We start from the raw sequence: 19,993 nt of genomic DNA on the forward strand, positions 1-19,993 counted from the left end.
GTCACCGACCGAAGCCGGCGTCGCGCAGCGCCTGGGCCATCGCCCCCGATGCGGCGGGCGCGCTCTTCCGAGAGTCGTTGCCGGCCTTGGGGTTGCGGCGCTCTCCCGCAGCCTGCGGCCGGTCGCGGCGGGGCTGTCCACCGCGGTCGGGGCGCTTGCCCTGCTCGCGCTGCGGGGTGTCGTTCAGCCGCAGGCTCAGGCCGATGCGTTGCCGGTCGACGTCCACCTCGAGGACCTTGACCTTGACCACCTGACCCGACTTCACCACCTCGTGCGGGTCGGAGACGTAGCGATCCGACATCGCCGAGACGTGGACGAGGCCGTCCTGGTGCACGCCCACGTCGACGAACGCGCCGAAGGCCGCGACGTTGGTGACCACGCCTTCGAGGATCATCCCCGGCTTCAGGTCGGACACCTTCTCCACGCCGGCGGCGAACGTGGCCGTGGTGAACGCCGGCCGCGGGTCGCGTCCCGGCTTCTCGAGTTCGGCGAGGATGTCGGTGACCGTCGGGATGCCGAAGCGGTCGTCGGCGAAGTCGGCGGGCCGCAGCGACCGCAGCGACCGCTCGTCGCCGATCAGTTCGGCGAGTGTCACGCCCGAGCGGTCCAGGATCCGCCGCACCACCGGGTATGCCTCGGGGTGCACGCCCGAGGCGTCGAGGGGGTCGGTGCCGCCGTTGATTCGCAGGAAGCCCGCGCACTGCTCGAATGCCTTGGGTCCCAGCCGGGGAACCTGCAGCAGCGCCTTGCGGCTGTCGAATCGCCCTGCCTTCTCCCGGTGCGCGACGATGGCCTCGGCCAGGGTGTCCGTCACGCCCGAGACGCGGGCCAGCAGCGGCACCGACGCGGTGTTCAGGTCGACTCCGACCGCGTTCACGGCGTCCTCGACGACCGCGTCGAGGCTGCGCGCCAGGATGCCGGGCGTCACGTCGTGCTGATACTGACCCACGCCGATGGACTTCGGATCGATCTTGACGAGTTCGGCGAGCGGGTCCTGCAGGCGGCGCGCGATCGACACCGCCCCGCGGATGGTGACGTCGAGGTCCGGCAGTTCGTGTGCGGCATACGACGATGCGGAGTACACCGACGCTCCGGCCTCGCTGACGATGGCCTTGGCGGGCGCGGTGGCGCCGGCCGATCGGATGTCGGCGATGAGTTCGGTTGCCAGCGCGTCGGTTTCGCGCGACGCCGTGCCGTTGCCGATGGCGATCAGCTCGACGCCGTGGCGAGCGACGAGCGCGGCTAGCGTCGCCTTCGCGGCGTCCCACTGCTTCTGCGGCTGGTGCGGGAACACCGCGCAGGTGTCGACCACCTTGCCGGTGCCGTCGACGACGGCGACCTTCACTCCGGTCCGGAAGCCGGGGTCCAGACCCAGCGTCGTGCGGGTGCCTGCCGGCGCAGCGAGCAGCAGGTCCTTCAGGTTGCGGGCGAAGACCGCCACCGCGTCCTGCTCGGCTCGCTGCCGCAGCTTGATCCGGGCGTCGACCGAGGCCGAGACCATGAGCTTGACCCGCCACGCGAAGCGGACGGTGGTGGCCAGCCACGGCGTCGCGGCGCCTGGCGCACTGAGGTCGACGCCGAGCGCCTGGGCGACCAGCACCTGGTAGGGCTCGTCGTCGCCGCCGTCGAAGGTCAGCGCCAGCACCTGCTCCTTCTCGCCGCGCATCACGGCGAGCACGCGGTGTGACGGCATCTTGTCCAGCGGCTCGGAGTAGTCGAAGTAGTCGCGAAACTTCTGCGCCGCGGCGCTCTTGCCCACCTCCTCCGACGACGGCGCCGTGCGCAACGTGCCGTCGGCCCAGAACTTCGCGCGGATCGCGCCGACGAGTTCGGCGTTCTCGGCGGCACGCTCGATGACGATCTGGCGCGCTCCGTCGAGGGCCGCCGCGGCGTAGGCCACGTCGTCGCCCAGGAACTCCGCCGCCACGTCGTTCGGGACGAGCGTCGGGTCGGCGAGCAGGCGGTCGGCCAGCGGCTCGAGACCTGCCTCCCGGGCGATCTGGGCCTTCGTCCTGCGCTTGGGCTTGTACGGCAGGTAGATGTCCTCCACCAGCGACTTGGTGTCGGCGGTCAGCAGCGCCGCCCGCAGCTCGTCGGTGAGCTTGCCCTGCTCCTCGATCGACGCCAGCACCGCCACCCGGCGGGCATCGAGTTCCCGCAGATAGCCGAGGCGCTCCTCCAGGGTCCGGAGTTGGCCGTCGTCGAGGCTGCCGGTGACCTCCTTGCGGTAGCGCGCGATGAACGGGACGGTCGAACCCTCGTCGAGCAACCGGACCGCGGCTGCCACCTGGGTCTCCCCCACGGCGAGTTCCGCAGCGAGACGGGCGTTTACGGTCTTGACGGGCGGGGTCGAAGTCACGCGGCGACCCTACCGAACGGCTCCGACGGGTCCGCGCGGGCACGGATTCGGCCGATTCCGCCCGCCTCGGCTCTCGGTTGATCTAGATTTGGCCCGCCAGCCAGTGTGGAACGGGGACTCCATGAGTACTGCCGCAGAACGTGCCGCTCAACTCGACCTGGTCGCCCGGCTCGAGTCGGCCTATCCCGAACTGCCGGACGCTCCCACGCCCGATCTGCTCGATCACGCACGGCTCACCGCGTACCTGAAGCCGGTGCACGACGTCGGCGGGGAACCCGACGCTCCCATGAAGTACGAGAACAAGCAGTACGAGCTGTGGGAGCACATGACCTACGTCATCTGCGAGGTGCTGGCGTGGCGGGGCATCTGGCTCTCCGAGGAGCGCCGGCGGATGGGCAACGTCGACGTGGGCCGCGCGGTCTACCTGGGCCTGCCGTACTACGGGCGCTGGCTGCTCTCGGTCGCGCGGATCCTCGTCGAGAAGCATCACATCGGGTTGACCGAGCTGAGCGAACGCATGGCCGAGGTGGCCGACCGCTACGCAGGCGGGCTGGACGGGCAACGCCCCGAGGCCCAGCCGAAGTTCGAAGGCGACGGTTCGGCGGTGAAGCGCAACGCACACCACCTGCACGCCGTCGGCAAGGGCGACCCGCAGGTCTACGCCGGCATGGCCGGTGAACCGCGCTTCGCCGTCGGTGACGCCGTCGTCGTCCGCGAACTGCCGGTGCTGTTCTACACCCGCACCCCGGAGTACGTCCGCGGCGCGACCGGCGAGATCGCGGCGGTCGCCTATGAGAGCCCGGCAGCCGAGGACGAGACGTGGGACCGCCCCGACGCCAAGCCCGAGTGGTTCTACGTCGTGCGCTTCACCATGGCCGACCTGTGGCACGGCTACACGGGCACGGCCGCCGACTCCCTGCGCACCGAGATTCCCGAACGCTGGCTGCGGCCGGCCTGAGCGCGCCAGAGCGACGACGAGGAGGGCACGTGAGCCACGACCACGACCACGGCGACCACGACCACGACCGGACCGTGAAACCAATGGTCGACGAGATCACCGACTTCGAGGTGCTCGAGATCGCGCTGCGCGAACTGTGCATCGAGAAGGGCATCTTCACTGCCGAGGAGCACCGTCGCTTCACCGAGTTCGCCGAACACATCGGCCCTGCTCCGGCCGCCCGCCTGGTCGCCCGCGCGTGGCTCGACCCCGACTTCAAGGCCCTCGCCCTGGCCGAGCCGATGACGGCCAGCAAGGAGGTGGGCGTCGACTGGATGGAGCCCACCGGCTTCGGCACGCCCAGCGACTTCACGGCGTTCTCGATCCTGGCGGACACCCCCACGGTGCACAACGTCATCGTCTGCGCACTGTGTTCGTGCTATCCGCGGCCCATTCTCGGCAACTCGCCGGAGTGGTACCGCACGCCGAACTACCGTCGCCGTCTCGTCCGGTGGCCGCGGCAGGTGCTCGCCGAGTTCGGTCTCTACCTGCCCGACGACGTCGAGGTGCGCGTTCAGGACTCCAACCAGAAGCACCGCTTCATGGTGATGCCGATGCGTCCCGACGGCACCGACGGCTGGACCGAGGATCAGCTCGCCGAGATCGTCACCCGGGACAGTCTCATCGGCGTCGCCCTGCCGAAGCCAGGGGTCACGTCCAACGTGATCGTCGACACCCGGCCCGCCGTCCATCCCGCCGCCGACTGACCGCCGGGAGCAATGGTGAGCACTTCGCGCGAGATCGGGCCCGTCGAGAGCGAGACGTTGCAGCGCATCGTCGAGCGCGACCAGGTGTGGCCGAAGATGGCGGCCAAGTACGGCGTCGAGAATCCGGTGCCGCCCTGGAAGACCAGTCTCGACGGTCTCTGCGACGCCCTCGACAAGTCGTCGTGCGAGTCGGCCGCCCCCGACTTCGCGCAGCGGCGCGACGAGGAGGACGCCCTGTCGGCGAGCGTGTACTCCACGCTGCCCTACCCGGAGAGTCAGCTGATGTCGCTGGCCCACTCGCTGATGGTCCGCGGGATCATCACCGAGCCGGAACTCCGTCAGCGGCTGGCTGCGGTGCGGGCGCGGCTGGAGTCCTGAGTCGCCGACGACCCGATGCTGACCCGCGCCGCCGCCGCGGCGGCGAGGAAGCATCCCAGCGACCCCCACCCGTCCACGCCGGTCAGCCCGTTCTTGGCCATCAGGACCAGCGCGACGCCCGCCGCGCAGACGAACACGCCGGCGAGTGTCGACCTGACCCCGGTGGCGGTGCTGGTGGCGTCCCACCACGGCAGCCGACGGTGTTCCAGCGGTGAGAGCAACCAGAACGCGGCCGCCATGACGACTGCGAACACCACGGCCCGCAACGCGAGCAGCCCCCAGAACCCCGGGGCATCGACCTGGTAGGCGTCGAGGCCGACGGCGTGTAGCGCGAAGGTGGCGGCGGCGATCGCCGGGATGTGCCAGAGGTAGATGGTCATTGCTCCGCCGTTGCCCGTGGCGACCACCCGCCACACCCGCGGCCGGCTCGCCCATCGCCGGATCGGGCCGGACGCGGCGACGAAGGCGCAGGACATCCAGGTGCAGTGCAGCGCGAGCAGCAGCGTGGGCGGTGACACGTTGGACATCCGCTCGGCGCCGGTCACCACCAGTGCCACCTCGTAGGGTCCCGCCAGCGCGACGACCACCTGGGCGGCCAGAGCGGCAGCCGCCACCACCAGTGCCGGGCGTGGTAGCACCACCTTCTTGGCGTAGCCCACGCCGATGACGACGGGAATGAGCCAGACGATCAGCAGGTTGGCCGCGCCGGCCCACGGTGTGCCGACCGCGACGCGGATCCCGTCGACGACCGCCGCGGCGGCGATGAGACCCACGACTGCGGCCGCGACGCCGCGCCACGACCCTAGGCGCATCAGCGCCGGTACGAACGCCAGGGCGACCAGGTAGACGCCGAGGAACCACAGCAGCGCCACCGATTCGCGCCCGATGCCCGCCGCGGACGCCGGTCCGAGCACGACGCGCACGACGAGCACGCCGACCGTCCACGCCGCGAGGTACCAGAACGCCGGTCGGCACAGGCGTTGGGCGCGCGTGAAGAGCCAGGCGCCCCAGGGCGTGCCGGGCCGCCATCCGTAGGCGCCCGCGGCGCCACCCGCGAGGAAGAACAGCGGCATGATCTGCGCCACCCACGTGAGCGGGGCGAGATCGGGTATCTCGCCGAGCAGGTTGCCGATGCGCAGCCCGCGGGTGTCGATGGTCGCGAGCAGTAGCGCGCAGTGCCCGAACATGACGACCACTAGGGCGCCAAGCCGGGCGACGTCCACGGCGCGGTCGCGTCCCGGGTTGGTCTCGCCGGCGACCTCGGGTACGTCCGACGCGGGCTTGGTGAAGGCCATGACATCAGCATGCCGGGCCGGCGCGGCGATGCCCACGAGTAGGACTACGCGTTCTCCGAGAATTCGGGCTGGCGCCCGGCATCGCCTACATTGCTAGGCAATGCGATCTGCACTGGTACTCCTGGCCTCGTTCCTCGCCACGACGGCGGTGACCGTCACCACGCCCATGGCCGCGCCCGCCCGGGCCGAGGCTCCGATGCCCGATCTGAGCGGTTACGCGACGGTCGCTCCGGATGCGTTCGTCGCCGACGGCGAGGCCTACTTTCAGACCCCCGACGGGCTGCTGTGCTCGATACAGCCAACTCGGGGCACCGCCGGCTGCGACGGGAAGCTGCCCGCGACGTTGATCGGCGTCAACGAGATCGTCCTGGCTGCCGACGTCAATGCCCGCGGACTTCGTGCGACGGCCAACCCGAGGTTCGTCAAGGCGTCCGGTGACGCCGCCCCGGTGCTGCACGACGGTCAGAAACTCGTGTTCGGCGACTTCGAATGCGCCGTTGGCCCGGGACCGCGTACGGCGTGCACGAAGGGCAGCCCCGCCGCGCAGTGGATGGTCGTCTCCCCCGGCCGCACCGGCATCGGCCCGGCGACCGACGGTCTGCCCGAGGGGTTTCCGGACCCCAACGACTTCGTCGTGGGCGACGATACCTACATCGTCGGTACCGGAGCCAAGAACCTGTTCCCGGTGTTCACCGTCGACGGCGGGCTGACGTGTTCGATCGTCGTGTTCAGCGGCGGCGAGATCGGTTGCAACGGAACGCTTCCCGGTGTGGCAGCCGGCGAGAACGAGGTGTTCGCGCAGCTGCCCGGCGGCGCGGGCATCCGCCGCACCGACGACCCGAAGTTCGACCACCCGGCCTACCCGGGCAACGTACGCCAGCTGCCGGTCGGCTACCGGGTCAACGGGTCTGGCTCCACCTGCATGGCCGTCACCGGCGGAGTCGCCTGCTACGGGACGTTGGCAGGCGCCACCCGGGGCTTCCAGGTGGGTCCGGAGGGAACCACGACGTTCGGCGGCTAGCAGTCAGTCCGACCCGACCAAGACGCGGCCCAGCGGCAGCGCAACGCCTCCGAGTTCCTCCCACAGCGCGGCGAAGTAGAAGTAGACGACGATGCCGGCGAAGGCGAAGATCAGCCAGCCCGCAGCCTGGTTCGCCGCGGTGCTCCCGGTCTGATTGCCGATCAGAAGCAGCACCAGCGCCAGGTCCACGATGGCCAGTACGGCCGGGTACAGCCACGGCAGCCGGATCGTGAGCGCGGTCAGCAGGCCGATCGACAGCAGCCAGCTGGCCAGCCACAGGGCGGTGGTCTGACGCACGTCACTCTCGGCGATGCCGAACCAGTCGTGAGCGAAGCCAAGTGCCAGAACGCCGTAGCTGCCGTAGAAGCCGAAGAACGTGCCGTAGATCGTCGCGTTGACGTTCTGCCGCAGTGCCGCCGACCAAATGGTGGTGACCAGCAGCCCGATCGCCGTCGCAGAGACGAGGACGGGTATCGCTGCCGCGGACGCGCTTACGAGCCCGGTGTTGGTCGCACCCAGCCCGATGGCGCCCGGGATGATGAGCGGCAGCCCGATCAGCCCGGGATTGCCCTCGGGTCTCGGTGGCGTGACGGGGTGGTCGACTGCGGGTGGGGCTTCGATTCGGTCCGCGACACTGGTCATGTCCGCACAGTAGGAGCGCCTGGGCTGCCCGGCCCACAGTTGTAATCGGCGTCAGTGGAAGTCGACTCGGGCACGAGCGCGTCCGCGGTCACCGAACCGTGCGGTCGATCTGCATCTGATGCCGGTAGCCGACCACCACGCTGGTGATCAGAGAGATGGAGATGATGGCCTCGGCGATGAAGAAGGCCATGAAGTCGATCACCGAGCCGATCGGCGGGTTTCCCGGTATCGCGCTGCGCAGCGGCACCATTGCGAAGAGCAGGGCCGCCATCAAGCCGTAGGCGCCGAGGTGGAAGCCCTGGCGGTGGCGGATCACGTAGTACGCGGCAAGTGCGGCGGCGAACGAGAGCCCGAGCATGAGCACCATGATGAAGACCCCGAACACCAGCGTGGGCGTGCTGCGTTCCACGTCGAGGTCGATGTTGAGCCAGTCGTCTTGTTCCGGGTCGTAGGCCGGAGAGATCACGAAGAACGCGTCGGTGCTCCAGATGGTCACCGACAGTGGGATTTCGGTGCCGTCGGCACCCGTCATGCGAAGGGACAGGTACGACGTGTACCGATCGAACGGGAAGTCGGTGACGGCCCCGTTCATGGCGAAGGACTGCTCCAGGTTCGGCAACGAGTCACCCGCAGCCACGTCGACGGGTTCGTTGCGCACCGCGTTGGTCTCGAGTCTCGCGCCGTCGGTGAACGTCCCGTCGGGTCGGGCCAGCGAGCCCTGAGGCCGCACGTCGGCCAGCGTGATGGCGACGGTCTGACTCTCGACGTCGACCCGGGTCACCCATGCCGCGATGTCGACGCGGTCGGCGGTGGTCTCGTCCTCGCCGAAGACGATCGAGGGCGCCTCGGTGGCCTCGCGACTCGCGAGATAGCCGCCAAGGCTCAGCGCGATCGTCAGGATCACGGCCACGCACAGGGCCAGTCCCCTGGCGATCGAACGCCGGCCGTTGCGCATCGTCGGGTTGGCCGTCATCGTGGTGCCTCCTCCGGGGCAGTCGGCGCGCGCCTCGCCCGGACGGCGACCAGGCCGCCACCGATCACCAGGACCATGCCGAGATACGTGGTGGCCGAGGGTACTTGGCCCCATACGATCCAGTCGAGCACTGCGGTGAACACGATCACGCTGTAGATGAACGGGCCGACCTTCTCCGCCGAGGCGTAGCGGTAGGCCAGCACGATGAGTATCTGCGACGCCAGCTGGGCGAAGCCGAGCCCGATCAACCAGCCAAGGGCCTGCGACGGGATCGGCTCCCAGTCGAGCACCGCGATCGGCACCGACAGGACGGTAGACAGCAGGAAGTAGTAGAACAGGACACGGGTGATGGGTTCGGTCGCGCCCAGCCAGCGGACCGACATCATCGCCACGGCAAGCAGAATCGCTCCGGCGAAGGCCGACAGTTCCCCGACGTCGAAGCTGTGCCCCTGGGGCTGCAGTACCAGGACCACACCGGCGAAGCCGAGGACGGCGCCCGCCCAGGTCGCCGTCGACACCCGCTGTCGCGTGACGAGCCACGCGATGAGCGGCATCCACAGTGGTGCGCTGTAGGTCAGCAGGGTCGCGTTCGCGAGCGGAATGCGGGCTATGGCGAAGAACAGTGCATACCAGCAAGCGGTACCCGCGACGGCGCGCAGCACGTGCAGCCCGATCTTGGAGGTCCGCAGCGACGACGGGCCGTTGCGCAGGACGACGGGCACGATGAAGAGGAAGCAGATCAGGTTCTGGAACAGCAGCAGGACGCCGGTCGACGTGTACTGCCCCGAGACCTTGGCCAGCGCACCGACCAGAGCGACGCAGAAGAACGCTGCGGTCGTGAGACCCGCTGCGACTGGCAGGTTCTCGGGCCGGTGACCCGTGACGGCGCCGGTCACGGCATACCGGACAAGACGCGCACCACTTCCCGCAGCGGGTCGACGGACGTCGAGATCGTGCCGACGAATGGATGGGCGAGTTCGAGGACGAGGAAGAGGTTCGTTGCCACCACGGTGCTGACGATCGTCACCATCGGATAGTGCATCCCGGGTTTCTCCACGCCGTAGATGACCACGGTGCCCAGGACCATCGCGCTCGTCAGGAAGATCACCGCCCAGATGGGCCACGGGAGTCCGTTGTCCTCGTCCGCGGTGAGAAGTCTCACGGTGCGCGCCTTGCTGATCTCGTCGAGGTTCCCCAGTGACGTTGCGAGGACTGACTTCTGCAGGTCGGTCTCGGCTCGTACGTCGCGGTAGGCCGTGTACACGTCGGCGAGCGCGCCGTCGGCGGTCGTGGATGGAAGGTCGTCGACGCGGGACCATTCGTCGATCGCCTGGCGCTCGTAGACGAGCAGTGCCTCTCGGATGCGGTCGGCGTCGGGTTGGGGGAACACCGCGAGGTTCCTGGCCATCTGAACCCCTGTCGCGCCCTCGGCGCGCGCGCTTGCGTCGGCGGTGCTGACCTGGCCCCACATCGACGAGACGACGAAACCGATGAAGAAGGCGTAGAGGAAGCCGATGAAGCCGTAGGTGAACTTGGTGACGTCGTTGTGGTCGCCCGCGGCGAGCGTGGGGAATCGGCGACGCACCGATCTCTGGACGAGGACCGTTCCCCCGGCGATCACGATGATCAACGCGGCGAGCAGGACGCCGGAGGGTATCTGGGTGACCAGCCACCGGCTCATCGGTGGCTCCCGGTCGTCTCGGCCGCGGACGTTCTGGAGTTCATGCGGGCGGTCTCGGCCTCGAAGATGCGGTTGACTCTGCGAGGCGCCAGGACGTCGACGGCGCGCAGCGCCAGCGCCTTTCGCGGTGCGATGCGGATCGGCCGGTCGCGCACCGCCGTCACCATCCATTCGGCCGCTTCGTCGGGCGAGAGTGCCGCCACCCCGTCGTAGGCGCGGGTCGGTGCGATCATCGGCGTCGCGACCAACGGGTAGTAGATCGTGGTGGAGTGCACGCCGGCCGTGCCGAGTTCGGTGTCGATGACGCGGCTGACGGCGCTGAGTGCCGCCTTCGATGCGTTGTAGGCGGCGAACAGCGGCGAGGCTTCCGGCAGGACGCGCCAGGTGGCGATGTTGACGATGTGGCCGTCGCCGCGTTCGATCATGCCCGGCGCGACGCCTCGGATGAGCCGCAGCGGGGCGAAGTAGTTGAGCGCCATGACGCGCTCGACGTCGTGCCATCGTTCGAGCGATTCGATGAGGGGTCTGCGGATGGACCTGGCGGCGTTGTTGATGAGCACGTCGACGGGCCCGACCTCCTCCATCAGCTCGTCGATCCGTGCCAGGTCGGTGAGGTCGGCGGGTAAGGCGGTCGCGTTGCCGCCGGCGGCGCTGATGCGGCCGACGAGTTCGGCGAGGAGGCTCTCCCGGCGCGCGACCGCGATCACCGTCGCCCCCTCGGCGGCGAGTCGTTCGGCGGCGACCGCACCGATGCCCGACGACGCACCGGTCAGCAGAATTCGCCTGCCTCGCAGGTCAATCGACGTGCGGGCGGGCCATCGGGGCATGGGACGCATTCCTGCCAGCCGCAGCGTCTTGCGGATGTTGGGGATCACGGCCTGCACCTCTCACCGACCCTGTTCGTCCAACGCAGCCTTGACGTCCGCCTGGGTGTCGGCGAGGAAGGTCTGGAACTCGTCGCCGGTGGCGAAGGTCGTCGTGAAGTGGTTCCGCTGCGCGATCTGCTCCCAGGCCGGCGTCTCGACCATCTCGCCGAGTGCCTTCTGCCAGTAGGCGACGGCGACCTCCGGCATGCCAGGGGGCCCGTAGAGCCCCCGCCAGTTGGACAGCGTGACGTCGAGTCCCTGCTCTCGTGCGGTCGCAGCGGCGAGCCCCGGCAGGCGGTCCTCCGACAGCACGCCCAGTGCCTTGAGTTCTCCCCCGTCGAGCAGGTCGACGAACTCACTGACTCCGCCGATCGCGACGTCGACGTCACCGTTGCGGAGCGCGGCGATCTGGTCTCCTCCGCCTTCGAACGGCACGTAGTTCACCGATGAGGCATCGCCGCCTGCCGCGGTCACCAAGAGGTCGAACGGCGCCTGATCGTCGTTCGCGGCAGCGACGGCGACCTGTCCGGGACCCTTCTCGATTGCGGTCATGACGTCGGAGAGGTTCGCGTAGGGGGTGCCGGGAGCGGTGACGACGACGAAGTACTCCGTCACCAGGCGGGCGATCATGGTGACGTCGTCGTAGCCGTACTTCGACGCGCCGCGCAATTCGTTGATCATCATCGCCAGGGACGTGACCGATATCTGGTCGGCGGCGCCGTCGTACTGCTCGACCATGGTGGCCAGGAAGTCCGCTCCGCTGCCACCCGGCTTGTTCTGCACGGGCAGCGGCACTTTCACGATGCCCTCCTGCTCGAGGGCCTCGACGACCGAGCGGATCGTGATGTCGAATCCGCTACCCGGGTTGGCGCCCGCCGTCATCGTGATGGGTCCCGTGGGATAGCTCGGCGCGTCGGCCGCCGGTTCTGAGGACTGACATCCGGTGAGCATCAGCGAGGCGGCCAGCACGGCGCCGATGACGGTTGTGTTCACTGGTGAATGACTACACGCACGAAGGCGTTCGTGTCCCACTTCTGGGAAGACTCCTGGAAACGTCACACCCGGTATCGGTTGCGAGCGACGAGCGTGGTGTGCAGGTCCTCGATGAGCGGGGTCAGGAAGTCTCGCTTGTACTCGTCGTCGCCGACCGAGCGGGCGCTGACGTACATGAACGTCAGCGCGCACAGGATGAGCGTCATGTGGATCAGCGACTGCGGCACCGGCAGCGTGACGCCGAGGATGGTCCCGTCGCTGGGACCACCACCGCTCCACTTGGCCAGCAGCTCGGGACTCAGCACGATGAGACCGAGGGTGAAGAAGATCGAGGCCGTGCAGATCGCGACCACGACCAGGTGTGCGATTTGCGTGGTGGCCATCACCAGCACCACGTTGACGCGCTCCGCGCGCGTCAGCGGATCGGGGGACGGACGTTCCGGCATGGCTGCGAACGGCGTTCCGCTCAGGTCGTGCTCGGTGCCGTCGGGTATTCCGACCGACTCGAGCATCGGGCGGACCCGGGACCGACTGCTCGAGACGATGAACGCTGCGGTGACCGCGAACAGGAAGAACAGCGCGAGGAACAGGCGTGCCTGGCTGATGGTGGAGGCCAGGATCCACACGTAGCCGTTGAAGAACACCACGACGGTCAGCAACATCACCGGTAATGCGCTGACGAGGAGTGCACCCATTGCCGAGACCTGCGTGACGGTCAACCGCAGCGCCCAGCCGAGTACTGCGCCGACGCCCGTGGCGGTGGCGACGACCACGACCGCAACGGCGACGATCGTGGCCGGCAGTTCGGCGAGCCCGCCCTGAAACACGCTGGCGCCTACGGCCACGGCTACGGCGCCGACGGACACGATGGACTGCGTGCGGCGGCTCTGGATGCGGGAGACCATCCGCCCGGTGACCAGGGCCAGCGGGACGACGAGCACGATCACGACCAGCACGACCGTCTCGGCCGCGGTCGGGGCGCCGTCGATGTAGACCTCGCTGGAACCGGTGACGAAGAAGACCACCAGCAGTGCCAGGACGATCGTCGCGTATCCGGCCAGCCCTGGCGCCGATCGGGGCAGCAGGTGGCGGGAGCGGTTGCGCGCCGTCAGCGCCGTGGGCAGGCCCCGCTCGAGGAACCAGGCCTGCGCAGCATCGCGATCACCGTCTCCGAAGGGCACGGGGCGGCGGCGTGGGCTCGCTTGGCGGTCGATGCAGGAACCCTAGACGCGGGCTAGCTGATCTGTCTGATCAACGAGTCCATGTCGAGCAGATCCCAGACGGCGGCGAACTTGCCGTCCTCCAGGTGGTACAGCGTGAACTCCGAGACGTCGACGCGGCGTCCGGTCGCCTCGATGCCCGCGAAGGCGCCGCGGTGGGTGCCCGTGACTGAGAAGTGCACCACGATGTTCTCGTCGTCGGTGACCAGGTGGGCGACGTCCCAGTGCCAGTCGGGGAACGCGGAGATGAGCGGCTCGAACTGCGCCGTGACGGCGCCGGGGTCCATGGGTGACCCGTTGACGGTGATGCCCGGCGCGTAGAACGAGGCCATCGAATCGAAGTCGTGCGCGTTGCAGTATTCGAGATAGGACTGGTACAGCGCTCGATACTCGTCGTGCAGGGTCATGGTGTCGCCGCCTCACGTGTCGTCGCTTACCCCGCTCATCTTGGTCGATCGCCGGCGAGGTCGCCCACCGCACCGGGGTCGACGGGCATCGCCGCACCGCGGGTCTCCGGTGCGAACACCAGTCCGCAGACGGCGATGAGACCGAGGGCTGCCACCGACGCGGTGGCGATTCCGAGGTCCCCGCCGAACCACGAGGTCGCGATGACGCCGGCCGTGAGCGGACCCAGCGCCGTGACGTAGCGACCGACGCTGTTGCACACCGCCAGTGCGGTGGCCCGGACGCTGGGCGGGAACAGTTCGGGTGCGTAGATGAACGTGCCGGACAACGCTCCGAACAGTCCGAATCCCAAGAAGGGCATGGCCGTGAGGAATTGGCCGTAGTCGCGCTGGAAGGGGAAGGCCCAGCCGATGGCCGCGGCCGACACTGCGAAGCTCACCATGAAGGCTCGCCGCCGTCCGATGGCGTCGGCCAGGAACCCCCACGAGGCGTACCCGATGATGCCGCCGGCGTTGAACAACATCGCCGCGGTCGCCACCCGGTGGTCGGCCAGCGCCTGCGGCAGGTTCTCGGCGGCCGTCATCTGACGGATGATCTGCGGGTACCACGTCGACACGCTCCAGAACGCGATCAGGGCTCCGGTCGCGAGTGCGGTACACACCACCATCGGACGCAGCAGCGGAGGTGAGATCAACCTCTTGAGCACGAATCCGTCGTGGGAAGCGCTCTCGCCGCGGGCCTTTCGTTCCTTGCGCGCCTGCATGTGCGCGTTGATCTCGGGTGGTTCCGGCACGTAGCGGCGGATGAACCACACCAGGAGTGCGGGCAGGCCTGCCAGCAGCAGCATGGGCCGCCAGCCGTGGCTACCGAACGCCGCGTAGGCGGCGGCCGCCGCGAAGAACCCTGCGGCATAGCCGGCCATCATCACCCCGCCGGCACGGGCGCGGAAGCGGTTGCGCCACGTCTCGGCGATGAGTGCGGCTCCGACGGGTGCCTCGACACCCGATCCCATGCCCGCGATGAAGCGAAGGATGCCCAACTGCCACCAGGTGTCGGCGAACGCCGCCAGCGCACTGAACACCGCGTAGGTGAGGATGCCGATGGACAACACCTTGGTGCGCCCGAAGTAGTCGGCGAGGATGCCGAACAGGATGCCACCGGTCGCCCAGCCGATCAGGAACAGCGCCACGGTCAGCCCGCCGTAGAAGCCGATCGAGGCACCGGTGGGATCGACGCCGCTGTTCGGCAGCAGCTCGGTCATCGTGGGCCCGAGGACCAGCACGTAGAGGCTTCCGGCGAAGCCGTCCAACCCCCAGCCGAGCGTGGTTCCTGCCAGCACCAGCCACTGGGTGCGGGTGATCTCGTGGTGCCACCGGGTGCGGGTGATCTCGTGGTGCCACCGGGTGCGAGTTCCCGACGTATGGGTTCCTGGTTTGGGCATGCGGGGTCCAATCAGTCAGCGGTGATCCGGGCGAGGGTGGTCAGTTGAGTCGGCGCTGGTCGGCGTCGCCGTACCAGTCGACGTGGTCGGCGGCGGTCCTGACGACGATGGACTTGATCCACGAGAAGTCGTCGAACGATTCGGTTCCGGCGTCCTTGCCGATGCCCGATTCCTTGACGCCGCCCCACGGCAGCGACGGTTCGAGCCGGTGATGGTCGTTGACCCACACCATGCCCGCGACGATGTTCGAGGCGACCCGGTGCGCGCGGGCGATGTCGGTGGTCCATACGCCTGCGCCGAGGCCGTACTCGTTGTCGTTGGCCATCGCGACGGCGTCGGCCTCGGCGTCGAAGGGGATGACCACGGCTACGGGGCCGAAGATCTCCTCCCGTGCGACCGTCATCGCCATGCTGGCGTCGGCCAGTACGGTCGGCTGCAGGAAGAACCCGCCTCGAAGTTCCTCGGGCAGTTCGGGAATCCCGCCGCCGGCGGCCAGTCGGGCGCCTTCGGCGGTGCCCGTGCCGATCAGGTCGAGCACCTTGTCACGTTGCCGTGCGCTGATCAACGGTCCCATCTGCGTCTGCGGCAGGCTTGGATCACCCACCCGGATCGCTTGCGCGCGTGCCGACAGTGCGATGACGAACTCGTCGTAGACGTTGCGCTGCACCAGGAAACGGGAGCCGGCGACGCAGGACTGACCGGCTGCGACGAAGGCGGCGAATGCGGCGCCCTCGGCCGCGACGGCGGGATCCACGTCGTCGAACATCACGACGGGTGTCTTGCCGCCGAGTTCGGCGGTCACGCGGGCGAACCGGGACGCGGTGGCGATGGCCGCCGCGCGGCCGGCTTCGGTGCCGCCGGTGAGGGTGATCTTGGCGACGTCGGGATGCCGGGTGAGCCGCTCCCCCGCTGGCCGCCCGCCGGTGACGACGTTGACGACTCCGTCGGGAACGCCTGCCTCGGCCAGGATCTCGGCCAGTGCGAGTGTCGTCAGCGGTGTCATCTCCGACGGCTTGACCACGACGGTGTTGCCGTTGGCCAGTGCGGCGGACAGGCTTCGCGCCAGGATCAGCAGTGGATGGTTGAACGGGGTGATGATGCCGCACACGCCGAGCGGAAGTCGCTGCTGGTACGTCAGATACGGGCCGTCGCCCGGGAGGACGGCCAGGCGCTGCGCAGCGAGCAGACCCGCGTTGTAACGGAACCACTCCGGGACCCGGGACAGCTGGGCCCTCGTCTCGGTGATCGGACGGCCGTTGTTGCGGGCCTCCAGCGTGTACAGCCGCTCGGAATTCGCTTCGATGGCGTCTGCGACGCGCAGCAGCAGGCGGGCGCGTGCGCTCCTGACCAGCGCGGGCCATGGCCCGCTCTCGAACGCCGCGCGGGCACGCGCCACGGCCGCGTCGACGCCCTCGGCGTCCTGTTCGGCCACGGTGGCGATGACCGCACCGCTGCTCGGGTCGATGATGTTGCGGGTGTCACCGCTGTCGGCTCCGAGGGGGCCTGCGGACGCTGCGATCGTGTGAGTCATGGTCTCCGAGTCTCGTCAGTGGGTGGGTGGGATCCGGGCGATGTCCGTGGGGACACCGGGGTACGCCGCTAGAGTTCGAGCGGTGGGTTCGCCGAGTCGAGGTGTTCCACGGTGGTGAAGATCAACTCGCTGTCACCGGCGTTCTCGATGTCGTGCAGCAGGAATTCCCCTTCGGCGAAGGTGAAGTGTCGCGTCTCCCCCGCCGAGTAGGACACCTCGCGGGTGGTGCCGTCGGCCGTGTGCTGGCGGCTGGTGCCGGCGATGACCGCGGTCCAGAAGTAGTCGAGCACGTGCCGGTGGGCATGGAAGCGGTCACCGGGGGCGAGGCGGATCTCCCACACCCGTACCCGCTCGTTCTGGCTGAGCAGCCGCGAGCCGACGTGCCCGTCGTGGGCATGCGCGTCGAACTCGGCGCGCAGCTCGTCGGTCCAGCCGTCGAAGTCGGTGCCGACGAGCGTGCCGGCCAGCGGTGCGTCGGTGAGGAACTCTGCGTGCTGGGGCGAGCGAAGCGACGGGGAAGTGTTCTGGGTCATGCGAATCTCCTTAGTGTCCGGGGCCGTAGAGGCCGAAACGGTTGTCCGGGTCGCCGGGGACCCAGGTGCAGTCGAACTGGGAACGGGCGCCCATCTCCTTGACGCGGCGCATCAGCCGCTGCCCGAGTTCGAGTTGGCCGGGCTCCCACTTGGCGAGCGCCTCGGCGATGTCACCGCTGTCCGACAGCGCGTCGTAGAGCGCCCATGCGTTGGCCGCGGCCTTCGCGGTACCCGCCGCGGCGTGCGGCCGGGCAGCGCTGGCGGCGTCGCCGACGAGAGCCACGCGCCCCATCGCCATCCGGTTGGTCACCGCGTCGTACACCGCCTGCAGGTAGGGCTGCTCGGTGCGCAGCACCACCTCGGCAGCCGCTGGCGCGAGCAGTTCGGTTGCTGCCGAACGCATTTCCTCGACGAAGCGGTCCTGCACCCCGCCCGGGTGCAGCGACACGCCGGCCAGGAAGCCGCGCTTGTCGGTCATGAGCTCGTCGAGTTCGTGCCCCTCCGGCACGTTGCGGTACCAAACGTAGTTCAGCAGCCGCTCCCCCACGGCGAGCCCACCGTCGGTCGACGGGATCGGATAGACGTTGATGTGGGTGTGCGGCGCGACGCTGTAGGTGATCGAGTCGTGCAGCAGCTCGAACGTCTCCGGGGACACCTCGCGCTCGGGCACGGTGCCGCGCCACCCGACGTACCCGGAGTACTCGAGTTTGGTGTCCGGCGAGATGCGCCGCCTGCTGGGCGATCCGATGCCGTCGGCGAACACGACGAGATCGGCGCGTTCGCGGCGGCCGGAGGTGAAGCGCACCTCGACCCCGTCGGCGTCCTCGTCGAACCCTGCCGCGTACTCGCCGAGGTGGTAGTCGTCGGTCCCGAAGTCGGCGAGCAGTGCCCGGTAGAAGGTGCCCCACGACGTGTAGCTCCACGGCGCGTTCTCACGGTGCACGACGGAGTTGCCCGGCCCGAGGTACTGCACGTAGTGCGTCGAGGTGCTGACCTGTTCGGGATGCTGGTCACTGCACTCGACGAACCAGCGCAGCGTGTCGGGCTGCAGCACGATGCCGCCGCCGCGACCGTCCAGGTTGGTCGGCGTGCGTTCGAAGACGGATACGTCGAACCCCAGCCTGCGCAGCAGCAGAGCCGTCGTCAGGCCGCCGATGGATCCACCGATCACCAGGGCGCGGTGCCCACTCCAGTCGTGGCGGGTGTCGAGACGTTCAGACACGGTTCTCTCCTTCATCGAGCCCGAGGAAGCGTCGGGCGTTGTCTTCGAGGGCGGCGTCGTCGATGCCGACGGAGTGCGGTAGGTCCAGCGGGAGCGCGATGCCCATGTCGAACGGATAGTCGCTGCCGCACATCAGGCGTCCGGGATCGGCGTGCGCGCGCAGCAGGTCGAGCGCCGGGCCGTCGTGGGTGAGGGTGTCGAACCAGAGGCCGGCGAAACCCTCCCGCGGCGAACGGGTTCGAGCACTGCGCACGTCGGCGCGCTGCGACCAGCCGTGCTGCCAGCGGCCCACCAGCGCAGGGGCGCAGCCCCCGCCGTGCAGCATGCAGATGCGCAACGATGGCAGCTCCTCGAGCACGCCGCCGAGCACCAGTGATGCGGCGGCGGTTGCCGTTTCGACGGGGTTGCCGATGAGGTTGGTCAGGTAGTACGACGACCACTCCGGCCGCGGCAGCTGCATGGGGTGCACCAGCACCGCCGCGTCGTTCTCCGCCGCGATCGCCAACACGTCGCGCATCGGCGCCACGTCGAACGAGGTGTGCCCCAGCAGCGGCGGAACCGCGATGCCGCGCACCACGCCCGTCGACGCCATGGCCTCGATCTGCTTGCGGGCGGCATCGGGATCGTGCAGTGACACCAGCCCCAGTCCGAGCAGCCTGCCGGCACTGTCGCGGCACACCTTGGCCAGTTCGTCGTTGAACGCACCCACGTAGTCGTCGACGCCGGGGGCGTCGGCGACCGGGAAGGCGAACGGAGGCGCCGAGATCACGCGCGCCCCGAGCCCGGCGGCGTCGGTGTCGGCCAGCACGCGGGCGGGGTCGCTCATTGCCGCGGTCTGGATCGACAGCGGCAGGTCCCCGAGGTGCAGCTGGCCGTCGCGTCCGTTGAGCGGGGGCACCGGGGACCCCGGTGGCAGCCCGAACAGGTCCTCGGGGAGCCAGTGGGCGTGGACGTCGATGGGTCCCGAGCGGATGGTGGAGGTCATGCCGCCGCCGCCTCGAGCGCCTCGAACCGGGCCAGGATCTCGGCCTGCAGGACGGCCACCGCCGGATCGGAAGCCCTTCTGGGACGGGGCAGGTCGACGTCGATGATCTCGTGCACCGTCCCGCCGGGAGCCAGCACGACGATGCGGTCGGACAGCTGCACGGCCTCGGTGACGTCGTGGGTCACGAACATCACGGTGCGCCGCGACTCCAGCCAGATCCGCTCGAGATGCTCGCGCAGCGTGCGCGAGGTCATCGCGTCGAGGTGGCTGAACGGCTCGTCCATCAGCAGCACGTCGGGTTCGACGGCGAACGCCCTGGCGATGCCGATCCGCTGCTGTTGACCGCCGGACAGTTGGGCAGGGAAGCGGTCCGCGCAGTGGCTCAGTCCGACGAGGTCGAGGTAGTGCCGCGCGCGCTCCTCCCAGCCCGGGCGTTCGTGTTGTACGAAGCCGAGATTGGCCATGACGGTGCGCCATGGCAGGAGCCGCGGGTCCTGGAACACGTAGCCGACGCGGGCGTCGTTGCCGCCGTTGCCGACGAGGTCAACGGTGCCGGAGCCGTGCGTCTCGATGCCGGAGACGATGTTGAGCAGTGTGGTCTTACCGCTGCCCGACGGCCCGACGACCGACACGAACGTCTCGCCGGAGATGGTGAGGTCGATGCCGTTGATGACGCGGGTGCGGTTGCCGCTGCGGTCGTGGAAGTCCTTGACCAGGTCGCGGATCTCGATGGAGGCCATGATG

The 19,993-nt window shown here is 69.1% G+C and carries 20 protein-coding genes; 4 read left to right on the plus strand and 16 right to left on the minus strand.

What is annotated here, in order from left to right:
• Nucleotide 1: 1 nt before the first annotated feature.
• Nucleotides 2-2,359, minus strand: a complete 2,358-nt coding sequence (locus tag G6N61_RS04780) for a Tex family protein (RefSeq protein ID WP_163917493.1) — start codon at nt 2,357-2,359, stop codon at nt 2-4.
• Between the two features lie 121 nt (nt 2,360-2,480).
• Here G6N61_RS04780 and G6N61_RS04785 point away from each other — a divergent pair, with 121 nt between their 5' ends.
• The 3 genes from G6N61_RS04785 (at nt 2,481) to G6N61_RS04795 (ending at nt 4,441) form a co-directional block, all read left to right on the plus strand.
• A complete protein-coding gene (locus G6N61_RS04785) occupies nt 2,481-3,317 on the plus strand; it encodes an SH3-like domain-containing protein (protein WP_163917494.1) in 837 nt (278 codons plus the stop codon).
• A gap of 29 nt (nt 3,318-3,346) precedes the next feature.
• Nucleotides 3,347-4,063, plus strand: a complete 717-nt coding sequence (scnC, locus tag G6N61_RS04790; RefSeq protein ID WP_163917495.1) for a thiocyanate hydrolase subunit gamma — start codon at nt 3,347-3,349, stop codon at nt 4,061-4,063.
• A 96-nt stretch (nt 4,064-4,159) separates the two neighbouring features.
• Nucleotides 4,160-4,441: a thiocyanate hydrolase gene (locus tag G6N61_RS04795; protein WP_235887583.1), complete on the plus strand. Its 282-nt coding sequence runs from the start codon at nt 4,160-4,162 to the stop codon at nt 4,439-4,441.
• On the opposite strand, the gene G6N61_RS04800 is transcribed toward G6N61_RS04795, so the two are convergent.
• Complete coding sequence (locus G6N61_RS04800) at nt 4,402-5,736, minus strand: acyltransferase family protein (RefSeq protein WP_163917497.1); 1,335 nt, start codon at nt 5,734-5,736, stop codon at nt 4,402-4,404. The two genes, G6N61_RS04795 and G6N61_RS04800, sit on opposite strands and share 40 nt — an antisense overlap.
• Nucleotides 5,737-5,836: 100 nt before the next feature.
• Here G6N61_RS04800 and G6N61_RS04805 point away from each other — a divergent pair, with 100 nt between their 5' ends.
• Nucleotides 5,837-6,757 carry a hypothetical protein gene (locus tag G6N61_RS04805; RefSeq protein ID WP_163917498.1) on the plus strand — a complete coding sequence of 307 codons (921 nt, stop codon included), beginning with the start codon at nt 5,837-5,839 and terminating at the stop codon, nt 6,755-6,757.
• Nucleotides 6,758-6,760: 3 nt separating this feature from the next.
• Here G6N61_RS04805 and G6N61_RS04810 read toward each other — a convergent pair whose 3' ends face one another.
• The 14 genes from G6N61_RS04810 to G6N61_RS04875 all read right to left on the minus strand — a co-directional run bounded on the left by G6N61_RS04810 (nt 6,761) and on the right by G6N61_RS04875 (nt 19,989).
• Complete coding sequence (locus tag G6N61_RS04810) at nt 6,761-7,399, minus strand: GPR1/FUN34/YaaH family transporter (RefSeq protein ID WP_163917499.1); 639 nt, start codon at nt 7,397-7,399, stop codon at nt 6,761-6,763.
• A gap of 88 nt (nt 7,400-7,487) precedes the next feature.
• Nucleotides 7,488-8,372, minus strand: a complete 885-nt coding sequence (locus G6N61_RS04815; protein WP_163917500.1) for a DUF8686 domain-containing protein — start codon at nt 8,370-8,372, stop codon at nt 7,488-7,490.
• Nucleotides 8,369-9,268, minus strand: a complete 900-nt coding sequence (locus tag G6N61_RS04820) for a DMT family transporter (RefSeq protein WP_163917501.1) — start codon at nt 9,266-9,268, stop codon at nt 8,369-8,371. Before G6N61_RS04820 ends, G6N61_RS04815 begins: the two co-directional genes overlap by 4 nt.
• Nucleotides 9,265-10,053 carry a bestrophin-like domain gene (locus G6N61_RS04825; RefSeq protein WP_163917502.1) on the minus strand — a complete coding sequence of 263 codons (789 nt, stop codon included), beginning with the start codon at nt 10,051-10,053 and terminating at the stop codon, nt 9,265-9,267. The genes G6N61_RS04820 and G6N61_RS04825 overlap by 4 nt, the downstream gene beginning before the upstream one ends.
• On the minus strand, nt 10,050-10,928 hold the full coding sequence (locus tag G6N61_RS04830; RefSeq protein WP_163917503.1) for an SDR family oxidoreductase: 879 nt from the start codon (nt 10,926-10,928) through the stop codon (nt 10,050-10,052). Before G6N61_RS04830 ends, G6N61_RS04825 begins: the two co-directional genes overlap by 4 nt.
• A gap of 12 nt (nt 10,929-10,940) precedes the next feature.
• Entirely contained in the window at nt 10,941-11,912 is a 972-nt protein-coding gene (locus G6N61_RS04835; RefSeq protein WP_163917504.1) for a tripartite tricarboxylate transporter substrate binding protein, read from the minus strand.
• A gap of 62 nt (nt 11,913-11,974) precedes the next feature.
• Nucleotides 11,975-13,093: a hypothetical protein gene (locus tag G6N61_RS04840; RefSeq protein WP_163917505.1), complete on the minus strand. Its 1,119-nt coding sequence runs from the start codon at nt 13,091-13,093 to the stop codon at nt 11,975-11,977.
• A gap of 53 nt (nt 13,094-13,146) precedes the next feature.
• On the minus strand, nt 13,147-13,539 hold the full coding sequence (locus tag G6N61_RS04845; protein ID WP_163917506.1) for an ester cyclase: 393 nt from the start codon (nt 13,537-13,539) through the stop codon (nt 13,147-13,149).
• Nucleotides 13,540-13,574: 35 nt separating this feature from the next.
• A complete protein-coding gene (locus tag G6N61_RS04850; protein WP_163917507.1) occupies nt 13,575-14,978 on the minus strand; it encodes an MFS transporter in 1,404 nt (467 codons plus the stop codon).
• 40 nt (nt 14,979-15,018) lie between these two features.
• Nucleotides 15,019-16,509 carry an aldehyde dehydrogenase family protein gene (locus G6N61_RS04855; protein ID WP_163917508.1) on the minus strand — a complete coding sequence of 497 codons (1,491 nt, stop codon included), beginning with the start codon at nt 16,507-16,509 and terminating at the stop codon, nt 15,019-15,021.
• A gap of 68 nt (nt 16,510-16,577) precedes the next feature.
• The gene (locus tag G6N61_RS04860) at nt 16,578-17,042 is read right to left on the minus strand and encodes a cupin domain-containing protein (protein WP_163917509.1); all 465 of its coding nucleotides are present in this window, start codon (nt 17,040-17,042) and stop codon (nt 16,578-16,580) included.
• Nucleotides 17,043-17,052: 10 nt separating this feature from the next.
• Nucleotides 17,053-18,264 (minus strand): FAD binding domain-containing protein, encoded by a 1,212-nt coding sequence (locus tag G6N61_RS04865; protein ID WP_235887411.1) that lies wholly within the window; start codon nt 18,262-18,264, stop codon nt 17,053-17,055.
• Nucleotides 18,257-19,249, minus strand: a complete 993-nt coding sequence (locus G6N61_RS04870) for an amidohydrolase family protein (protein ID WP_163917511.1) — start codon at nt 19,247-19,249, stop codon at nt 18,257-18,259. Before G6N61_RS04870 ends, G6N61_RS04865 begins: the two co-directional genes overlap by 8 nt.
• On the minus strand, nt 19,246-19,989 hold the full coding sequence (locus G6N61_RS04875) for an ABC transporter ATP-binding protein (protein WP_163917512.1): 744 nt from the start codon (nt 19,987-19,989) through the stop codon (nt 19,246-19,248). Before G6N61_RS04875 ends, G6N61_RS04870 begins: the two co-directional genes overlap by 4 nt.
• Nucleotides 19,990-19,993: the final 4 nt, after the last annotated feature.

Source organism: Mycolicibacterium arabiense (assembly GCF_010731815.2).
Classification (GTDB): Bacteria; Actinomycetota; Actinomycetes; order Mycobacteriales; family Mycobacteriaceae; genus Mycobacterium; species Mycobacterium arabiense.